This window comes from Neorhizobium alkalisoli, from assembly GCF_007829835.1.
Taxonomy (GTDB): domain Bacteria; phylum Pseudomonadota; class Alphaproteobacteria; order Rhizobiales; family Rhizobiaceae; genus Neorhizobium.
The window spans coordinates 89,923-108,409 of sequence record NZ_VIWP01000002.1; the positions used below are offsets into that span (position 1 = coordinate 89,923).

Annotated in this window: 18 protein-coding genes and 1 tRNA gene; 10 read left to right on the top strand and 9 right to left on the bottom strand. The window is 60.7% G+C overall.

Features of this window, described 5'->3' with window-relative positions:
• The first annotated feature begins 67 nt into the window (after positions 1 to 67).
• Entirely contained in the window at positions 68 to 679 is a 612-nt protein-coding gene (locus FHW37_RS06195) for an FMN-dependent NADH-azoreductase (protein WP_145634069.1), read from the top strand.
• 6 nt (positions 680 to 685) lie between these two features.
• Here FHW37_RS06195 and FHW37_RS06200 read toward each other — a convergent pair whose 3' ends face one another.
• From FHW37_RS06200 to ilvA, 4 genes are all read right to left on the bottom strand, one after another.
• Positions 686 to 1,966: a GGDEF domain-containing protein gene (locus FHW37_RS06200; protein ID WP_145635900.1), complete on the bottom strand. Its 1,281-nt coding sequence runs from the start codon at positions 1,964 to 1,966 to the stop codon at positions 686 to 688.
• Positions 1,967 to 2,026: 60 nt separating this feature from the next.
• On the bottom strand, positions 2,027 to 5,200 hold the full coding sequence (locus tag FHW37_RS06205) for an EAL domain-containing protein (RefSeq protein WP_246690689.1): 3,174 nt from the start codon (positions 5,198 to 5,200) through the stop codon (positions 2,027 to 2,029).
• 157 nt (positions 5,201 to 5,357) lie between these two features.
• Positions 5,358 to 5,681 carry an HlyU family transcriptional regulator gene (locus tag FHW37_RS06210; protein WP_145634070.1) on the bottom strand — a complete coding sequence of 108 codons (324 nt, stop codon included), beginning with the start codon at positions 5,679 to 5,681 and terminating at the stop codon, positions 5,358 to 5,360.
• A 91-nt stretch (positions 5,682 to 5,772) separates the two neighbouring features.
• Positions 5,773 to 7,023: a threonine ammonia-lyase gene (gene ilvA, locus FHW37_RS06215; RefSeq protein WP_281407236.1), complete on the bottom strand. Its 1,251-nt coding sequence runs from the start codon at positions 7,021 to 7,023 to the stop codon at positions 5,773 to 5,775.
• Positions 7,024 to 7,243: 220 nt separating this feature from the next.
• Between ilvA and FHW37_RS06220 the strand changes: the two genes are divergently transcribed.
• Positions 7,244 to 7,327 (top strand) — tRNA-Leu (locus FHW37_RS06220).
• 167 nt (positions 7,328 to 7,494) lie between these two features.
• Here FHW37_RS06220 and FHW37_RS06225 read toward each other — a convergent pair.
• Complete coding sequence (locus tag FHW37_RS06225) at positions 7,495 to 8,457, bottom strand: YiiG family protein (protein ID WP_145634072.1); 963 nt, start codon at positions 8,455 to 8,457, stop codon at positions 7,495 to 7,497.
• Between the two features lie 362 nt (positions 8,458 to 8,819).
• Here FHW37_RS06225 and FHW37_RS06230 point away from each other — a divergent pair, with 362 nt between their 5' ends.
• On the top strand, positions 8,820 to 9,188 hold the full coding sequence (locus FHW37_RS06230) for a hypothetical protein (RefSeq protein ID WP_186458172.1): 369 nt from the start codon (positions 8,820 to 8,822) through the stop codon (positions 9,186 to 9,188).
• A gap of 86 nt (positions 9,189 to 9,274) precedes the next feature.
• On the opposite strand, the gene wrbA is transcribed toward FHW37_RS06230, so the two are convergent.
• On the bottom strand, positions 9,275 to 9,874 hold the full coding sequence (gene wrbA, locus FHW37_RS06235) for an NAD(P)H:quinone oxidoreductase type IV (RefSeq protein WP_145634075.1): 600 nt from the start codon (positions 9,872 to 9,874) through the stop codon (positions 9,275 to 9,277).
• A gap of 377 nt (positions 9,875 to 10,251) precedes the next feature.
• Between wrbA and FHW37_RS06240 the strand changes: the two genes are divergently transcribed.
• Both FHW37_RS06240 and FHW37_RS06245 read left to right on the top strand, forming a co-directional pair.
• Complete coding sequence (locus FHW37_RS06240; protein ID WP_145634078.1) at positions 10,252 to 11,037, top strand: competence/damage-inducible protein A; 786 nt, start codon at positions 10,252 to 10,254, stop codon at positions 11,035 to 11,037.
• 352 nt (positions 11,038 to 11,389) lie between these two features.
• Positions 11,390 to 12,229 carry a universal stress protein gene (locus FHW37_RS06245; protein WP_145634080.1) on the top strand — a complete coding sequence of 280 codons (840 nt, stop codon included), beginning with the start codon at positions 11,390 to 11,392 and terminating at the stop codon, positions 12,227 to 12,229.
• 62 nt (positions 12,230 to 12,291) lie between these two features.
• Here FHW37_RS06245 and FHW37_RS06250 read toward each other — a convergent pair whose 3' ends face one another.
• On the bottom strand, positions 12,292 to 12,627 hold the full coding sequence (locus FHW37_RS06250; RefSeq protein WP_145634082.1) for an EthD domain-containing protein: 336 nt from the start codon (positions 12,625 to 12,627) through the stop codon (positions 12,292 to 12,294).
• A 99-nt stretch (positions 12,628 to 12,726) separates the two neighbouring features.
• Between FHW37_RS06250 and FHW37_RS06255 the strand changes: the two genes are divergently transcribed.
• The gene (locus tag FHW37_RS06255) at positions 12,727 to 13,638 is read left to right on the top strand and encodes an AraC family transcriptional regulator (protein WP_145634084.1); all 912 of its coding nucleotides are present in this window, start codon (positions 12,727 to 12,729) and stop codon (positions 13,636 to 13,638) included.
• 46 nt (positions 13,639 to 13,684) lie between these two features.
• Here FHW37_RS06255 and FHW37_RS06260 read toward each other — a convergent pair whose 3' ends face one another.
• Complete coding sequence (locus FHW37_RS06260; RefSeq protein WP_432442841.1) at positions 13,685 to 14,998, bottom strand: MFS family transporter; 1,314 nt, start codon at positions 14,996 to 14,998, stop codon at positions 13,685 to 13,687.
• Between the two features lie 211 nt (positions 14,999 to 15,209).
• On the opposite strand from FHW37_RS06260, the gene FHW37_RS06265 reads away from it, so the two are divergent.
• Complete coding sequence (locus FHW37_RS06265) at positions 15,210 to 15,674, top strand: GNAT family N-acetyltransferase (protein ID WP_145634086.1); 465 nt, start codon at positions 15,210 to 15,212, stop codon at positions 15,672 to 15,674.
• Positions 15,675 to 15,725: 51 nt separating this feature from the next.
• Here FHW37_RS06265 and FHW37_RS06270 read toward each other — a convergent pair whose 3' ends face one another.
• Complete coding sequence (locus tag FHW37_RS06270) at positions 15,726 to 16,151, bottom strand: YciI family protein (RefSeq protein ID WP_145634088.1); 426 nt, start codon at positions 16,149 to 16,151, stop codon at positions 15,726 to 15,728.
• Positions 16,152 to 16,477: 326 nt separating this feature from the next.
• On the opposite strand from FHW37_RS06270, the gene FHW37_RS34015 reads away from it, so the two are divergent.
• The 3 genes from FHW37_RS34015 (at position 16,478) to gpt (ending at position 18,408) form a co-directional block, all read left to right on the top strand.
• Positions 16,478 to 17,386 (top strand): MFS transporter, encoded by a 909-nt coding sequence (locus FHW37_RS34015; protein ID WP_246690690.1) that lies wholly within the window; start codon positions 16,478 to 16,480, stop codon positions 17,384 to 17,386.
• Between the two features lie 60 nt (positions 17,387 to 17,446).
• On the top strand, positions 17,447 to 17,788 hold the full coding sequence (locus FHW37_RS34020) for a hypothetical protein (RefSeq protein WP_246690691.1): 342 nt from the start codon (positions 17,447 to 17,449) through the stop codon (positions 17,786 to 17,788).
• A 122-nt stretch (positions 17,789 to 17,910) separates the two neighbouring features.
• Positions 17,911 to 18,408 (top strand): xanthine phosphoribosyltransferase, encoded by a 498-nt coding sequence (gene gpt, locus FHW37_RS06280; RefSeq protein ID WP_145634090.1) that lies wholly within the window; start codon positions 17,911 to 17,913, stop codon positions 18,406 to 18,408.
• The last annotated feature ends 79 nt before the right edge of the window (positions 18,409 to 18,487 follow it).

Below are 18,487 nucleotides of genomic sequence, written 5' to 3' on the forward strand. Positions count from 1 at the left end.
GAGTCCCTCCAGTCTCGCAAGCGGGCCGCAAGGCTCAATATTTTTAGAGCAATCAAGGATTTGACCCATGTCCTCCATTCTTCTGGTGACGTCCAGCCCGCGCGGCGAGGAATCCCTGTCCACCAAGATCGCCACCGAATTCGTCGATAAGTTGAAGGCGAAGGATGCTGGCGCAACCGTGACCCGCCTCGATCTCGGCAAGAACCCGATCGCACATCTCGACACGGTCACCACGTCGGCCATCCGCAAGCCGGCCGAAGCCCGCAACGCCGAAGAAGCTGCCGCTGCCGCCGAATCCGACCAGCGCGTTGCCGAGCTGCTCGCAGCCGACACGGTCGTGCTCGCCACCGGCCTCATCAACTTCAACATCTATTCGACGCTGAAGAGCTGGATCGACAACGTTGCCCGCGCCGGCCTGACCTTCCGCTACACCGCCGAAGGCCCGCAGGGTCTTGCCACCGGTAAGAAGGTTTATGTCGTTCTGTCGGCTGCCGGCGTTTACTCCGAAGGCCCGGCCATGGCGATGAACCATGCCATTCCCTACCTGAAGACGGTTCTCGGCTTCATGGGCATGACCGATGTCGAAGTCATCTATGTCGAAGGCACCGCCTTCGGTCCGGAAGCCTTTGAAAAGGCAATCGCGACCGCTCAGGAACGCACCACGGCGCTCGCAGCCTAAGACTGCTCAGGAGGCTGCGACTGCAGCCCCACCGAGACGACCATGACGGCCGTGGACATTGTCCCGGCCGTCTTTTTTTGCCTGGTAGAGGCGCGTATCGGCAGCAGAGAGCAGAGTTTCAAGCGAGGTCCCGTCATCCGGCGCGGTCGCAACGCCGATCGAGACCGTCATTCCCTCGCCATCCGGACGCAGCACGCCATGGCTCGCAAGCCTCAGGCGTTCCGACAGCGCCAAGGCTCCGTCATGGTCCGTCACAGGCAGGATCATGACGAATTCCTCGCCACCGAAACGGAAAAGCCGATCGCCCGGCCGGGCGCTGACCTTGAGGTTCGCGGCAAGCCCCCGCAACACGTCATCGCCCTTCAAATGACCAAACAGATCGTTGACCTGCTTGAAATGGTCGGCATCGATGATGATCAGACTTACAGCATCTCTGACAGACAGCGAGTTACGCAACAATCCCGGCGCATCGGCTTCGAGCCGGTTGCGATCGAAGGCGCCGGTCAGGCCATCGACGCCGCTTGTCGCGAGCAGCGCGTGGTACCGTTCGCGGAAGGTGAGATCGTGAAAGATGTCGCTGATCTCGCGCCGGGACCGTGACAGCCGCGGGATCTGCTCGATCTTCATGTAGATGCCGAACAGCGCTGAATAGAGCAGAACCGCAAGAAGCTTGGCGTACCAGCCGCCGAAAAAGACGGCGAGCGGCGCGTTGAACAGAATATGCAGGACGGAGAAGAAGGCCGCCTGATCGAAAGTCATCATGATCAGGCCGCTCAGGCAGAAGCGCCAGACGACATGGCCGCGCAGGATACGCCCGAGCCGCTCGTAAAGAAGGATGATGGCGATCGCATCGACATAAAGGATCGCCGTGCCCCAGACCATCAGCCATCCCATCTCGTTGAGGAAGCCCATGTCGGCGGGACGGCCGCCCGGCAGGGTGACCACCGGATGGGCCTGCAGGATCTGCGCGATGACGACGGTCAGGAGATTGCCGAGAAACAGGCCGTAGATCGGCTGACGCACGGTCGCCGCATCCTCCTTGAGATAAAGGAGCAGGATCATCATCAGCTTGCCGGTGAAAAACACCGAGGATCCGGGCGAAACAAGACCGAATGGCAGCTCGACGTAAAAGACGGCCGCCAGGTAGGTTTCCATGAAATGCATGACGCCGAGCGCGGCCAAAAATACCCCAAGCCCGAGCTGCCGGCGGAAATGCAGGAAGCCGGCCATGATCGCGAAATAGATGACCGCCTCAATGACGAACAAAACGAGATTGAAGACCTGCATCGACATGTTTTCTCAGCTACTTAAGGCGATCCATCGGGACGCTCGGCTCGATTATGGCGATTATACCTTGCGGTGCAACATCCTCTGCGGCGTTATGCTTTCAAAACTGTCGTCCTGGATTTCCGGCAGTCTGCGCGGCATGTTGCGCAGCCGCGTCGCAATGGCCGGATCGATATCCCTTGCAAGTTCGGACGCCCTGGCGGGACGGCCGAGAAGGTAGCCCTGCAATTCGTCGCAACCGGCCTGGGCGAGGAAAAGCGCCTCTTCAATGCGCTCGACACCTTCGGCAACCGTATTCATGCCAAGCCCGGCACCGAGATCGATGATCGTGCGGACGATGACCTGCGCATTCTCGACTTTGCCGATATTGGAAACGAAGCTGCGGTCGATCTTGATCGTATCGAAGGGATAACGGCTGAGATAGCTGAGCGACGAATAACCGGTGCCAAAATCGTCGAGAGCGATATCGAAGCCGATCTTTTTCAGGTCGTTCAAAATCTGCAATGCGCGTTTGTCGTCGTCGATCAGCACGTTTTCGGTGATCTCGAGCTCGATGCGGTTCGGATCGGCACCCGTGCGGCGCAGGAGTTCGGTCAGGTTGGAGACGAATTCCGAATGGCGGAACTGCAGCGGGCTGACATTGACGCTGATCCGGCCCTCGATCGTCTCCAAGAGCCGGCAGGCCTCGGCCAGAACCCATTCGCCGAGCTGGATGATCTTGCCCGAGGCTTCGGCCACCGGAATGAAGTCACCGGGGCTGATCATGCCGCGCTTCGGATGGCTCCAGCGCAGCAGCGCCTCGTAACCGATGACATCGGCCGTCTCCACCTCGACACGCGGCTGCAGATAAAGTTCGAACTCGCCACGTTTCAGGCCGATCTCGAGATCCGCCTCAAGCGCACGGCGCTTTTCGATCAGCTCGTTCATGCCCTTTCGGAACAGGCGAAAAGCGTTCCGGCCGGCATTTTTTGCGTGATAGAGGGCGATATCGGCGCAGCCGACAAGCGGGTCGCTGTCCTGCGCATGGTCGGGGCAAAGCGCGCCGCCAATGCTGACCGAGACATTCACCTGCTCGCCGAAACCGATATCGATCGGTTCAGCCATGGCCTGCAGGATACGCGCACCAAAATCCTCCAACTGCGCCTCGTTCTCGACATGGCAGAGCAGGACCGCGAATTCGTCGCCGCCTAGGCGGGCGGCGCTGGCATGCTCGCCGGCCACCGCAGCGAGCCGGTTGGCCGTGGCGCGGATCACCGCATCACCGGCCTGGTGGCCGTGAATGTCGTTGATATCCTTGAAGCGGTCGAGATCGACCATGACGACGCCGCAGCTGCGCCCGGGGCCGGCGGTGTTGACGAGCGATTTCAGGCGTTCGGAAAAGAGAACACGGTTGGGCAGGCCGGTCAGGGCATCGTGCTGGGCCAGATGGCGGATGCGCTGCTCCGCCTGTTTTCTCTCACGCAGATCGAAAAAACAGCCGACACGCGCCGTTTCGCCACGAAACACGATGTCGCGGCCGCGCGCCTGCACCGGAATGCATTCGCCATTCGGCCGGCTGATCGAGATTTCGTAGCTGGTATCGTCATTGAGCTGGACGATCTCGGCAATGCTCATCGTCTCGCCGTCCATCAGGAAATCATAGATCGACGTGCCGACCAGCTCGCTCAGCGGCAGGCCGACCAAGGCGCTCAGCTGTTCGTTGCCGTCGACGACAAGGCCATTGCGGTGGATCATGATCGCTTCGAAGGTCGCATTGGCAAGGGTCGCGACGCGTTCGGCCTCTTCCCGGTCGTGGCGGAGCTGCAGCAACTCGCCGCGGCTGCGCTCCTGATCTTCTAGCCTGTTCATCAGCCGGTTGAAAAGGCCCGTCAGCCGTTCCGATTCATCGCCACGCACGATCGGCAGGCGCTTCTGCAGGTTGGGATTGGCATCAAGCAGATCGCCCAGCGCATTTTCGACATGGCCGACACCGAGCCGCGTGCCGTGCTCGGCCATGTTGAGCCCGTCATCCTCGTCCTCCAGCGAAACGCGGATCGGCATGATCCGGCCGAGGATGCGGAAGAAGATATAACCGAGGCCGAAGGACCAGTAGAAATTGACGCCGGCACCGACCATCTGGATCTGCAGCTGGCCAAGCCGGCTGCCGGCCGGCAGAAGCTCAAGCGGAGCAAACAGCGCGACGAGAAGCGTGCCGGCGACACCGGCAAAGGCATGCACGCCAATCGCGCCGACGGCGTCATCGACCTTGAGCACCCGTTCGACAAAGGCATTGCCAAAAATGGCGACGGCACCACCGATCGCGCCGACCATCAGCGAGGCGGCCGGATTGAACATATCGCAGCCGGCCGTGACGGCCACCAGACCGCCGAGCAGGCCGGCGCTCGATTTTTCCGGCAGGATGACGCCATCCTGGAAAAAGCCGAGGACATAACCGATGCAGGCGCCCATGCCGCCGGCCAGAACCGTGTTGACGATGATCGGCGCCGGCGAATGCGACAGACCGAGCGTCGCGCCGCTGGTGAGGCCGATCCAGCCGGTAAACAGCATCATCGCGCCGGTCGTCGCCAGAACCGGATTGTGGCCGGCAATGCGGACCGGGCTTCCGTCTATCCCGTATTTGCCAAGTCTCGGACCGATGACCAGACAGGCGGCAAGCGCCATCCATCCGCCCGTCGAATGCACCACGGTCGAGCCGGCAAAATCGACGAAACCCATATTGGCGAGGAAAGCGGTGCTATTGGCAAACAGTGCATTGCCCCAGGCCCAGTGGACGAAGGCCGGATAGATCAGCACCGACATGAAAAGCGAGGCGAAGACATAGGCTGCAAGCTTCATCCGCTCAGCGACGGCACCCGAGACGATGGTCGAGGCCATGCCGCAGAACATGACCTGGAAGACGAAAAAGGCGGATTGCCAGGGGCTTACCTGGTTGAGGAAGTAGAATGTGTCATCGCTGCCGATCGGCAGCAGCCCGTCCGATTTGCCGAAGGCCATCATGAAGCCGACGGCGGCAAAGGCGACCGCGCCGAAGACGAAATCGAGCAGGTTCTTCTGCGCGACATTGATCGAATTTTTGGAGCGGACCATGCCCGCTTCGAGCAAAAGAAAACCGACCTGCATGGCCATGACCATGACGGCGGCGACGAGAACCCAGATCAGATCGAGATTGGAGGCGGCAAAATGTCCGTCACCGGCAAAGAGCATATCCGGGCTGAGGCCGGCGACAGACGCCACCCCTACCCTTGTTACCCGAAACGCCCCCCGGCAAGAACGCATGAAATCGACCGCTGAAAACCTGATGAAAATCAAGTTCAGCTTACGGGCAAGGATTTAATTTTGAGTGTTTATCGGTTTTCGCTTGATGAAAGCGGCACCGGCCTGAACGTCAGGTTCAGGCTGAGCGGGAAACCTCACCATCGGCAAACAGCGACGGACCGTTCTGGTCGATGATCTGCTGTGCCTTGCGCACCGTGTATTCGACCGCATCGTCCATTGAGGTGAACATGTCGGCGCGCACGAAGGTCCGCGTCAGGGTCTGGCCGTTGACATCCTTTTCGATGCGGCCGGCAAGACGGAACTGCTGGCCCTCGCGCATCGGGGCCGCATAGATCCGGCATTCGCCATAAAGCTGCGGCTCGGCCTCGGCAGCCGGCGCGGAGGACGGCTTGGCGCCGCCGGAAAACATCGAGAAGAGATTGTTGAGAAAAGAAGCCATGTCCGCTTGCTAGCACATTCGGGCAACGGACGAAAAGAGCCGCGCCGCCAAAATCCGACGGCTGCGGCTTCGTCCTTTCGCCCCTCCCCGATCAGATGATCAGGTTGGCGAGGATTTCGTTTTCGGTAATGTCCTGATAACCGAGGCCGGCATCGTCGAAACGAGCCAGAAGATCGGTAAAGCTTTCCGGCGTTTTCGCCTCGATGCCGATCAGGATCGAGCCGAAATTGCGGGCCGATTTCTTCAGGTATTCGAAACGGGCGATATCATCGTCCGGGCCGAGCAGGTTGAGGAAGTCGCGCAGGGCGCCGGGGCGCTGGGCAAGTCGCAGGATGAAGTATTTCTTCAGGCCGGCATACCGCATCGCCCGTTCCTTGACGTCCGGCAGACGCTCGAAATCGAAATTGCCGCCTGAGACGATGCAGACCACGGTCTTGCCGGCAAGCTTTTCACGATCGACCAGATCGAGCGCGGTGATCGACAGCGCGCCGGCCGGCTCCAGAACGAGGCCTTCGACATTCAGCATGTCGGTCATCGTCACGCAGATGGCATTTTCCGGCACGAGCTGGACCTGATCGGCGGAGAAATTCTTCAGCGCCTGGAAATTCAGATCACCGATGCGGGCGACGGCAGCGCCATCGACGAAATTATCGACCTTCGGCAGCGTCACCGGCTCGCCCCTGGTAAGGCTGGTCTTCAGGCTTGGCGCCCCTTCCGGCTCAGTGAAGAGAAAACCGTCCTTGGCCACGACGTCCTTGAAATAACCGGTCAGGCCCGAGGCGAGACCACCACCGCCGACCGGCATGATGACGAGATCGGGCGTCACACCTTCCGGCAGCTGGTCGAGGATTTCGGCCGCGACCGTTCCCTGGCCTTCAATAATGTCGTCGGCATCGAAAGGCGGCACCATGGCGCCGCCAGTTTCGGCCACATAGGCGCGGGCTGCGGCATAGCACTGGTCAAAGATGTCGCCGATCAGCTTGATGGTGATGAAGGGGCCGCCGAACATGCGGGTCTTGTCGATCTTCTGCTGCGGCGTGGTGACCGGCATGAAAACGACGCCCGGCACCTGGAAATGGCGGCAGACAAAGGCAAAACCCTGGGCATGATTGCCGGCAGAGGCGCAGACGAAGGTCTTGTCCTTCTCACCCGCCGCAATCGCCTTGCGCAGGAAATTGAAGGCGCCGCGAATCTTGTAGGAACGGACCGGCGAGAGATCCTCACGCTTCAGCCAGATCTGGGCACCGAATTTCGCGCTCAGGTGATCATTGAGCTGCAGCGGCGTCTCCGGAAAGATTTCCCGCATTGCCAGTCTGGCTTCATCCACGCCCGCCTTATCCACGTGCGGCTCCTCCTCATTCGAAACTGGGCGGCAAATCCTGCCGCGATATCTGGTGCGGGCGACGAGGATCTTTTTTGATCCGGCCGTCAAAGCCCGCATCTCTTGGGTTTCGGGTGCCCTATCGCCATTCCGAAGGCCGCGCAAGTCCAGCCGGCCGGCATGCGGTACGTCAGAACTTTCGTTGACCATGGTCGGGGGTTCTGGCAAAGGGTTTTACAGAGCGGACGTGGTGGAATTGGTATACACAACAGACTTAAAATCTGTCGCCACTGGCTTACGGGTTCGAGTCCCGTCGTCCGCACCAGTTTCGGCAGACCTGTTCCGCAACCGAGCTTTCAAACCCAAGCGACGTGTTTACGCGGAGCGGAGCGGACCGTTCCGCCCCGGGAATGCCCTCGCCCCGGCATTCGACGCCGGGGCACCTTGTCTCTGGCAAAAAGGGCGGCGTGCCCGAATGGGCACACCAGATCCTCAGCAACGGTTGAAGTTCAGCGCGTTGATGACGTTGTTGAAGTTCTGCAGCAGCGTCGAAGCGTCCCGCTGCTCGTCCGACTGCATGAGCTGGAACTGTGCCGGGCGCTTCTTGTCCTTTTCATATTTGCCGCTTTCGGTGTCCTGGATGATCTCGCGCCCCTTGGCGAGATAGGCGTTGACGTGCAGCATCAGCGAAGAGCAACCGTTCTTCGTCTTTTCCCGGACCTTGTTCTCGTAATTCGTCGCCATGCCGTTAAACTGGTCGAGTGAGGTTTTGAAAGCCTCCTTCTTGTCGCCGAGACCATTGCCGGCCAGAAAACCGCTGGCCAGATCCATGCTTTCCTTGATGTGATAACTCATGCCCAGCTGGTAATAGGCGATCGTATCCTTTTCGGCCTTCTCGAATTCGGCCTTGATACGGGCACGGTCCTTCGCGTCGATCGCATTGGCAAAGCCGGCCTGCGCCGCCGTGACCGCCTCCATGCTGGCGATGAAGGCCGACTGGATCTCGCGGCCATGGGCTCCCTTGTCGCTCAGATAAGTCTTGGCCCCGATATAGTTGGCCATGTCGCTATAGAGCGGATCGGCCTTGCCGAGGGCCTCGCTATAGGTCTGTGCCGGAGCGTCGAGATCTGCCATGTCGGGCTTCATCGCCCGCGCCTTGTCCAGCTTCTCCTTGATCCGGCCCATGGATGAGGTCGAGGAGAAGAACAGGCTGTCGCTCTTCTTCTTTCCGTCGAAGACGGGCTGAACATATTGCCGGTATTTTTCCAGATCGTCGCCGAACGAGGCCTGCGTCATGTTCGCGGTGCCGACATATTCGTTATATTTCAGCACCTCGGCCTGTTCGGCCGACACCTGTGGCTGCCGATTCGCCTCGGATTTGCTGTCGTCGCAAGCCGAGAGCGTGAGCAGGCAAGCGGCAATACCCAGCGACCTGATTGCAGTCTTCATCGTCATCAAATTTTCCCAGTTGAAAGGCGGAGGAGAATTTTCCGCATGCGAAATTGTCGGCACCGCCGATTGATTTGACCCGGATCCGGGAGTTGCAAGGTGAAAGGAGGACAGGCGCGGATCGGGCTAATCCGAATGCCCGGAAACGAAAAAGAAATTGAAAGAATGAACATAATCCATAGGTTGCAGGCGATATGCCCGGCAACACCGGGCAATCGTGATATAGGTCACGGCGGCGAACTGTCCATTCACGGCGGGTTCAGAAAAAATCCTTACAGTCTAAGCCGTTAGGTCAAAAAGCAGGCGCGATGACGAGACAGGAAAAAGCCTGTCATTCGGATGGCGGAGCTTTGGGAGGAAACCAAGAGATGAAAATCAATCTGCGCGCCATGGCGACGATCTCGGTCATGATCCTGTCGGGCACGACGCTGGCCGGCTGTGTCAGTGAAGGCTACGGCTATGACGACGGGCCGCGTTATTCGCGCCCCTATTATGGCGGCTATTACCGATTCTATGATAGCGGCCGTTATTATTCGCGCCCGCGGCCCGAATGGCGCGGCAATGATCGCGACCGGGACCGCGATCGGCCCCGCCACTGGGATCGCGGTGACAACCGTGGCGACAGGGGCGACCGCGACGGCCGGCCCTCGCGGCCGAACTGGCGCGACCGGGACGATCCGGGTCCCGCCAGTGCACCGCGCGGCGGTCATCGTCGCTGGATGGAAGACGACGGCTGAAGAACCGGCCGGAGGCTTTATCGAAATCCGAAACAAAAAAGGCGCGGTAGCCTCGCTACCGCGCCTTTCTCGTCACTCAGATAAAATCAGGCCTTGAGCTTGGCAGCCAGCTTGGCGACGTGGGCGCCCTGGAACTTTGCACCTTCCAGTTCGATTTCCGACGGCTGACGCGAACCGTCGCCATTGGTGATCGTGGTTGCGCCGTAAGGCGAGCCGCCCTTGACTTCTTCCGTGCCCATCTGGCCCTGGAAGGCGTAAGGCAGGCCGGCGACGACCATGCCGTGGTGCAGGAAGGTCGGGAGGAAACCGAGCAGGGTCGATTCCTGGCCGCCGTGCTGGGTGGCGGAGGAGGTGAAAGCCGAGCCGACCTTGCCGACCAGCTTGCCGTTGAACCACAGGCCACCGGTCTGATCCCAGAAATTGCGCATCTGCGAGGCGACCGTGCCGAAACGGGTGCCGGCGCCGACGATGATTGCATCGTAGTCAGCCAGTTCGTCGACGGTGGCGATCGGAGCGGCCTGGTCCATCTTGAAATAGGAGGACTTTGCGACTTCTTCCGGAACCAGTTCCGGAACGCGCTTCACGACGACTTCGGCACCGGCCGACTTTGCGCCTTCGGCAACGGCATTCGCCATCGTTTCGATATGGCCGTAGGAAGAATAATAGAGAACCAGAACTTTCGTCATTGTCTTCGTTTCCTTGAGTGGAGCCTGACTTGGTGTGGATGTGGTTACGGGCGAACCGGCGATCAGCCGCTTCAGAAACTCGATGATCATGTCTGCCCTTGCAAGCTGTCGATTAAAGGCGGTTCGATTACAGCCGTATGAATTGCAACAGCCGGTTGGTTTCAGATGTCGACTGCAAACTAGCCAAGCCGGCGGCCGCGGCACAGCCCACCCTTTCACGACGCACTGTCCATCTTTTATGAACGCTCGGCCAAAGTCTCGTCCAATTCTGCAACAATGCGCGATCGAGTGCGATCAACGGGGATCAAAGCGGCTTGCGCTTGCATTCGCAACCATCCGCGATAACGTCGAGGTCACAACAGACAAGTGAGCCTTTCATGACCAGCCCCTCTTCCGCCTCCTCCGTCGTGACCGCCGCCATGCTGGCGATCGGCGACGAGCTTCTCTCCGGCCGCACCAAGGACAAGAATATCGGCCATCTCGCCGATCTCCTGACGCTGTCCGGCATCGACCTCAAGGAAGTGCGGATCGTCGCGGACGAGGAGGATGCGATCGTCGAGGCGCTGAACGCGCTGCGTGCCCGCTACACTTACGTCTTCACCTCGGGCGGCATTGGCCCGACCCATGACGACATCACGGCGGATGCCGTCTCCAAGGCTTTTGGCGTACCGTGCATCCACGATCCAAAGGCGATGGAACTGCTCGCCGCCATGTACAAGCGCCGCGAGATGGAATTCACCGAGACCCGCCAGCGCATGGCGCGCATGCCGGAAGGCGCCCGCCATATTCCCAATCCGGTTTCGACGGCACCGGGTTTCGTGATCGAAAATGTCTATGTCATGGCCGGCGTGCCGCAGGTGTTTCAGGCGATGATCGACAATGTTTTGCCGACCCTGAAGACGGGTGCAAAGATCCTGTCGCGGGCGATCGCCTGCCCCTATGGCGAAGGCGATATCGGCACGCTGCTCGGTGCAATCCAGAAGGCACATCCGGAGACCAGCATCGGTTCCTATCCGAAATATGACGGGCAGCGTTTTTCCACCGAACTGGTGGTCCGCGCCCGCGATGCGGACGTGCTGGAGGCCGCGGCACAGGCCGTGGTCGCGATGATCGCGGATCTCGACCGCGCCAAGGCGAAACCCAATCCGACTGCGGAAGCGTGATGCCTTTTGGCTCAAAGCAATGCCAATTCAGGCAAAAGCTACCGCATAAACGAAAACCCCTCCCCACCCTCCCCACAAGGGGGAGGGCTTAACCCAGCCACTCCGCCGAGGTCCAATTCAGGCAGGCGAGTGCCGCGGGTCTTCTCCCCCCTTGTGGGGGAGATGGCCGGCAGGCCAGAGAGGGTCTTTGCCACATATCGACGGCTACCTTTCGAGAGCAAATCGCCATTCGGCACTTTCTGCAATATGCGGCACCGCCCTGCTCCCCCAAATGCTTGACCGACCTCAATGACAGCCCCACCTTATCCTTTAGGACTGGTTCCATGAACCGGCCGCTCAAGGAGGTAAGGTTATGGGCTACAAGACCATTCTCGCCGTTCTGGATGCTTCGCACAGCGCCAGACAGATCACCGATTTCGGCACCGCGCTGGCCGACCAGTTTTCCGCCCATCTTCTTGGCGTACATGCCGAGACACTTGCCGCAGTTCCGCTGATCGCACCGATGGAAATTCCCGACCCCGCCGCCATGCAGGTTCTGCAGGAAGTGGCGCAGAAGGAAACGTCCCAGGTCGAGCAGATCTTTCGCCAGCAGACGAGCCGCGACGGTATTTCCGCCGAGTGGCGCAGCTTCATGTCCTCTGCCGGTTATTCGGCCAATACGGTGATGGAAACCGCCCGCACCGCCGACCTGATCATTGCCGGCCAGAGCGACCCGGCGCATGCGGACCACCGCGCCGATCTCGAAACCTTTCTGTTCGAAAGCGGCCGACCGCTTCTTCTCATCCCCACCACGCTGAAGGCACCGCAGCCGATCCGCCGCGTGCTGATCGCCTGGAACGGCTCGCGCGAGGCGGCCCGCGCCACGTTTGACGCCCTGCCCCTCCTCAAATCGGCAGACAGCGTCGAGATCCTTGTCGTCGACCCGCCGGAACGCCCCGGCCAGGATGGCGAGACGGCTGGCAACGAGATTGCCGAAACGCTTGCCCGCCATGGCGTAAAGGTGACGCTCACCACCCACCAGACCGCTGGCGGCAAGGCGAGCGCCGCGATCGAAAACCGGCTTTCCGACAACAGTATCGATCTGCTCGTGATGGGCGGTTACGGCCATTCGCGCTGGTGGGAAATGCTGTTCGGCGGCGTCACCCGCAGCATTCTGGACAGCATGACTGCGCTGACGCTGCTGTCGCGGTAACGCGAGCGGATTGAAAAGCGCTCCGCCGCCCATGACCGCGGCGGAGCAATCCTTACCCGCCGTTATTCGACAACGACAATCTCCTCACAGACAAGCCGGACGATCGACGACATGTCGATGAAATTGTCGTGGTCCGGATCGACCTTGGTGACGAAATTTTCCGAGAGGAAAAGGCCGTCCATGTCTTCGACTGTATCGAACCATGCTTCCACCACGGCATCGAAGCCGGGCTTTTCGGATCCTTGCGTTTCGATCGGATAGGAGACGACGAAGCGGCGGATTTTCTTTGCTTCCGGGATGGCAAACAGCATGGGTGCGTGGATATTCCGGCGATAGTCGCGGAATTCCTGGATGCCCATTCCCGGCTTTCGGTTGAAGCCGATGATGACCTTGATCATGAGATTTCCTTATCGAGGATGATTGACGGCCGGGAGATAGCAATCGCGCAGGGGACGAACTATGCTTGAATAACCCTATTACTTTCGCGATTGTCCCCGATGTCTGCCGATCCGCTGTCCGAAGTCCTTTCCATCCTGAAACCCGAGACCTGCATTGCCGGTGGTTTCGATCTTGGCGGCGAATGGTCGGTCCAGTTCGAGCAGCACAATGGCGTCAAATATTTCGCGCTCGTTTCCGGTGCCGCCTGGGTGAGCGTCGAGGGCGAGCCGGAGCCGATCCGGCTGGAGGCGGGAGATTGCGTGCTTCTGCCGAACGGGCGGCGGTTCGTGATGGCAAAGGACCTTGCCTTTCCGTCCATCGGCATCGCGGCCCTGCCGGAATCCGACTGGAATGGCGGTATCGCGACCCTGAATGACGGCGGCGACACGACGATCCTCGGCGGCCATTTCGGCTTTTCCGGTGCGCATATCGACATCTTGCTCGGCTCGATGCCGGCGATCATCCGGCTGCGGGACGAGGAGGACAAGGTCGGCCTGCGCTGGGCTCTGGAGCGCATGCGGCAGGAACTGTTTTCTAGACAGCCGGGCGCGAAACTGGTGATCCAGCATCTCGCCCATCTGCTGCTGGTGCAGGCGCTGCGGCTTTATCTCTCGCACGGCATAGGCCGCGGAACGGGATGGCTGTTTGCGCTGGGAGATCCGCGCATTGCAGCGGCGATCGGGGCCATCCATAAAAGCCCCGGCCATCGCTGGACCTTGCCTGTACTTGCCGAAAAGGCGGGAATGTCGCGATCCAAATTCGCGCTGCGGTTCAGGGACCTGTCCGGTTATGCGCCGATCCAGTATCTGACCCGATGGCGCATGCTGCTCGCCTGCGACCGCCTGACCAAGGGTCATGAGCCGATTTCGGTGATCGCCCTGTCATTGGGGTATGAATCGGAAGCGGCCTTCAGCACGGCATTCCGGCGCGTGATCGGCTGCGCACCACGCAGCTATGCGGCGACGCCCTAAGCATGTTCGCCACTTCCGCGGCGAACACAGTTTTGGTCGAACGGTCTCAGTGATCGTGGTGCAGGTAACGCGCCTGGCGCGGCAGCCTGAGCGATACCAGAAGCGCGATCGCCATCATGACCGTGACATACCAGTAGAACATCTGCTCGCTGCCGGCCGTCTTCATCGACAGCGCGACGAATTCCGCCGAGCCGCCGAAGATCGCGTTGCCGACCGCATAAGCGAGGCCGACGCCAAGGGCGCGCACTTCCGGCGGGAACATTTCCGCTTTCACGATGCCGCTGATCGAGGTGTAGAAGCTGACGATCGCCAGCGCGACAACGATCAGTACGCCGGCCACGACCGGGCTTTGCACATATTGCAGCGTGCTCAGGATCGGAACGGTACAGATCGTGCCAAGCACGCCGAAGAGCAGCATGTTGTTGCGACGGCCGATCTTGTCCGACAGTGCGCCGAAGAGCGGCTGCATGCACATGTAGAGGAACAGCGCCACGGTCATGATGTAGCTCGCCGTCTTCACCGGCATATGCACCGTGTTGACCAGATATTTCTGCATATAGGTGGTGAAGGTGTAGAAGATCAGCGAACCGCCGGCCGTGTAGCCGAGAACCGTCAGGAAGGCCGGGGTGTGGTGGCGGAACAGTTCCGACATGGTCCCCGCCTCCTTGCTCTTGGCGGTTTCCGTCTTCTGCGTCTCGGTCAGGCCGCGGCGAAGCAGAACGGAAACGACGGCGGCGATGGCGCCGATCACGAAGGGAATGCGCCAGCCCCAGGCGGTGATCTCTTCCTTGGTCATCAGCGCCTCGATGATGACGATCACCAGCACAGCGAGAAGCTGGCCGCCGATCAGCGTCACATACTGGAAGGACGAGAAGAACCCGCGGCGGCCACGCAGGGCGACCTCGGACATATAGGTGGCGGTCGTGCCGTATTCGCCACCAACCGACAGGCCCTGGATGAGACGGGCGACCAGAAGCAGGATCGGTGCTGCCACGCCGATCTGCGCATAGGTCGGCAGAACCGCGATCAGCAGCGAGCCGGCGCACATCATCGCCACCGAGATCAGCATCGAGGTCTTGCGGCCGAGACGGTCGGCAATCGTGCCAAAGATCCAGCCGCCGATCGGGCGCATCAGGAAGCCGGCGGCAAACACGCCCGCCGTCTGCAGCAATTGCACCGTCGGATCTGAATTCGGAAAAAAGGCACTGCTGAAATACAGCGCCGTGAAAGCGTAGACGTAGAAATCGAACCACTCGACAAGATTGCCCGACGATGCCGCCATGATGGCAAGGACGCGATGGCGGGTTTCCTCAGCAGTATAATGCGGCGCCGTGCCAGTACCGGATTGCTCTGACAAGATTTTTTCCTTCAGAATTGTGGAGATCAACGCGCGGAAGACATTCTATAAAGGAGTGATCTAGGGGCCTCGGCCCCGGAGGCAACCTGAAGGCAGGATGTACCGCTCGCTGAAGACGACAGGCATCGGCGCGCCTGCAGCTGACAGAAGGCTGCCGAAGCGGCTACAGAGTGGCAAATACCTCAGCCTTACGGCCTGCCCTTATGGAGCGCTCATGTTCGATATCATCGAGGACGATCTCAAGAACCCGCAATCACGGGCGCTGATTGCGCTGCATCTGGCCGGAATGAGTGAAAACGTGCCTGACGACGCCACCTTTCTCGGCCTGTCGGATCTTGAGCGCCCGGAGGTGACGGTGTGGAGCGCCTGGGAAAATTCGAGGATCGCCAGTATCGGCGCCCTGAAAATGCTGCCGGATGGAACCGGCGAGATCAAGTCGATGCGCACCCATCCGAATTTTGCCGGACGCGGCGCAGGCGCTGCCATCCTGAAAACGATCATCGCCGCCGGCAAGGCGCGTGGCCTTCGACGCCTCAGCCTCGAAACCGGCAGCGGCAGCGCCTTTGCCGCCGCCGTGGCGCTTTACCAGAAATACGGTTTTGAAAAAGGCGAAGCCTATTCGACCCACACGCAGACCGAGTTCAACCATTTTCTGCATCTCGATCTGCCGCAGTCATGACGGGCCGCGCCCCGGCAGTGGTTTGACTGCCGAGGCGTCAAGATCCGGCGGTCAGGCCACGCCGAGCCTGCCGCGCTCGCCCGTGCGGGGATTGGCGAGTTCTTCCGGCGTCAAAAATTCGGCGAGATCCTCCACCTCGTAAAAAGGCCGGATCTCCATCTCGCTCCGGCCCGGCATCGTGTTCGGCGCGCGTCTCGCCCAGGCCACCGCCTCGTCGATATCCTTGACCTCCCAGATCGCAAAACCGAGGACGAGATCGCCGTTTTCGGCAAACGGCCCGTCGATCACCGTGCGCTCCGCGCCCTCGAAAACGATCCGTTTGGCGTCACCGCTGTTCTTCAACCCGGCAGCGGCAACAAAAATGCCGGCCTCGACCAGTTCCTCGGTAAACCGGTCCATCGCCGCAAACGCCTCGGTCGCCGGTTCTTCCCGCTCCGCATCACCAACCGATGACTTCATGAACACCATCACACGCATTGCGTCTCTCCTCGCTCCAGCCGGCCTTTTGGCCTCTCTGATGGAAGACGAAGCAACTTGGCGAGAACCGACATGGTTGCATGGATTTTTGGGGAGACGGCTTGCACCCACCAATCTCACCCCTTGTGGGCAGGGGAACGGCATATGGCCAAAGTCCCCTCCCCACCCTCCCCACAAGGGGGAGGGCTTAACCCAGCCGATCCCCCGAGGCCTGCATTGAGGCGAGCGAGTGCCGCGAGTCTTCTCCCCCTTGTGGGGGAGATGGCCGGCAGGCCAGAGAGGGTCTTGGCCACATGCGACTGCCTTGCCTCAAGGGGGAGATCGGCATGTCGCAGGCTCTGCCCCACATGCCCCCATTCAACCAGCTGTCACAAAAGCCGGCTAACGTTACCACTTTCAACCTGACCCCATTGCCATTCCTCATGCCCATCCCCTCGCCGACCGTCCGTGCCGTCGCAGCACTTTCGCTGACCCAGCTGATCGGCTGGGGCGCCAGCTTCTGGCTGCCCGCCGTCACGGGTCCGGCCATGGCGCGCGACCTTGGCATGACGCTGCCGATGGTAATGGCGGGGCCGACCGTGATGCTGGTCGTCATGGCCATCGCCTCCTGGCCGCTCGGCGGGGTTTTCGAGCGGTTTGGCGCAAGGCCGGTCATGGTCATCGGCTCCCTGTTCGGCGCGGCCGGACTTTTCGTCATGGGCGTTTCCGCGGGACCGGACCTCTATTTCCTCGCCTGGCTCATTCTCGGCCTTGCGGGTGCGACGATGCTGACGACGCCGGCGCAGATCGCGGTGACGGAAATCGCCGGCGACAAGGCGCGGCAGGCGCTGAGCGTTCTTATCCTCGCCGGCGGGCTGACCTCGACCATCGTCTGGCCGCTGACCGGAGTTCTGCAGGCCGAATGGGGCTGGCGCGCGCCGACCTTGCTGTATGCCGCACTGATCCTGTTCCTCTGCCTGCCGCTGCACTGGGCCGTGCTTGCCCGCAAACCGCGGGAAAAATCCGCAGCCAAGACGACCGCCGAACCTGTCGTTATCGATCGGCCTCGTTTTGCGCTTCTGGCGATCACCTTTGCCGCCAATGGCTTTTTCACATGGGGTTTTGCACTCACCATCATCATCCTGTTCGAAGCGGCCGGGCTTGATCATGCGAGCGCGCTCACAGCAGCCGCCTTCATCGGCATTGCCCAATGGGGCGGGCGCATGGTCGATTTTCTCGGTGGCCGGCGGGTTTAGGGTTTAGTCGCAGGCCTTGCCGCCACGGCACTGTTTCCGCTGAGCTTTGTCGTTCTGCTGATGACCAGCAATTTTGCCGGTGCCGTGACATTTGCCGTGCTTTACGGAATTGCGAGCGGCATCACCGCCGTCACCCGCGCGACGCTGCCGCTGCAGATCTTCGCCCCCGGCGCCTATGCGCGGGCTTCGGCGCGACTTGCCGTGCCGCTCAATCTCTCCTTTGCCACGGCACCGCCGGTCTTTACCGCGATCGTCACCTCGGCCGGGCCGCATGCGGCGCTGTGGCTGGCGCTGGTCATCTCGATCTTCGCCTTCTCGACGCTTTTCTGGCTTTTTATCCTGCAGCGCCGGATGGACCGGGCGGCAATCCAGCCATTGGATATCTTCGCCGACCGGCCGTGATTCGCCCTCCGCTGCCGACACCGCGACAAAGCCGCATTCCGTCCACAGCCATTCCTTGCCAGAAGCCCGGCATTACCGGTATTAGCGAGAGCCAACGCAGCTCTCGCTAACGGCAAAACACCATGTCTCTTCCCGAAAAAGCATTTCCGGTCTCCTGGGACCAGTTCCATCGCGATACCCGCGCCCTCTCCTGGCGGCTTTCCGGCCTGAACCAGGAATTCAAGGCCATCGTCTGCATCACCCGCGGCGGTCTGGTGCCGGCGGCGATCATTTCGCGCGAACTCAATATTCGTCTGATCGATACGGTCTGCATCGCCACGCGCCATGACTATGTCAATCAGGGCGACACGGTTCTCCTGAAGGGTATTTCGCCCGAGCTGATGGAAAATGGCGGCGAAGGCATTCTGGTCGTCGACGATCTGACCGATACCGGCAAGACCGCGCTCGAAGTGCGCGAAATGCTGCCCAAGGCGCATTTCGCCTGCGTCTACGCAAAACCCTCCGGCGTGCCGACGATCGACACCTTTGTCACCGAAGTGTCCCAGGACACGTGGATCTATTTCCCCTGGGACATGGGCTTTACCTACCAGGAGCCGATCGCCAAGGGGTCCAAGGGCTGATTGGCCGGCTCCCTTTCTTAAAGGAAAGGGTATCGGCATCGGGATTTAAGGCGGTGCAGCACGCTCCCAATGATCTCCC

Coding starts and splice junctions, on each gene's coding strand:
- FHW37_RS06270 (WP_145634088.1), bottom strand. CDS start 16,151: ATGCGTGTGATGGTGTTCATGAAGTCATCGGTTGGTGATGCGGAGCGG.
- FHW37_RS06210 (WP_145634070.1), bottom strand. CDS start 5,681: ATGGCTTCTTTTCTCAACAATCTCTTCTCGATGTTTTCCGGCGGCGCC.
- FHW37_RS06200 (WP_145635900.1), bottom strand. CDS start 1,966: ATGCAGGTCTTCAATCTCGTTTTGTTCGTCATTGAGGCGGTCATCTAT.
- gpt (WP_145634090.1), top strand. CDS start 17,911: ATGTCTCTTCCCGAAAAAGCATTTCCGGTCTCCTGGGACCAGTTCCAT.
- FHW37_RS06250 (WP_145634082.1), bottom strand. CDS start 12,627: ATGATCAAGGTCATCATCGGCTTCAACCGAAAGCCGGGAATGGGCATC.
- FHW37_RS34020 (WP_246690691.1), top strand. CDS start 17,447: ATGACCAGCAATTTTGCCGGTGCCGTGACATTTGCCGTGCTTTACGGA.
- FHW37_RS06240 (WP_145634078.1), top strand. CDS start 10,252: ATGACCAGCCCCTCTTCCGCCTCCTCCGTCGTGACCGCCGCCATGCTG.
- wrbA (WP_145634075.1), bottom strand. CDS start 9,874: ATGACGAAAGTTCTGGTTCTCTATTATTCTTCCTACGGCCATATCGAA.
- FHW37_RS06230 (WP_186458172.1), top strand. CDS start 8,820: ATGAAAATCAATCTGCGCGCCATGGCGACGATCTCGGTCATGATCCTG.
- FHW37_RS06265 (WP_145634086.1), top strand. CDS start 15,210: ATGTTCGATATCATCGAGGACGATCTCAAGAACCCGCAATCACGGGCG.
- FHW37_RS06255 (WP_145634084.1), top strand. CDS start 12,727: ATGTCTGCCGATCCGCTGTCCGAAGTCCTTTCCATCCTGAAACCCGAG.
- FHW37_RS34015 (WP_246690690.1), top strand. CDS start 16,478: ATGTCGCAGGCTCTGCCCCACATGCCCCCATTCAACCAGCTGTCACAA.
- FHW37_RS06245 (WP_145634080.1), top strand. CDS start 11,390: ATGGGCTACAAGACCATTCTCGCCGTTCTGGATGCTTCGCACAGCGCC.
- FHW37_RS06225 (WP_145634072.1), bottom strand. CDS start 8,457: ATGACGATGAAGACTGCAATCAGGTCGCTGGGTATTGCCGCTTGCCTG.
- FHW37_RS06195 (WP_145634069.1), top strand. CDS start 68: ATGTCCTCCATTCTTCTGGTGACGTCCAGCCCGCGCGGCGAGGAATCC.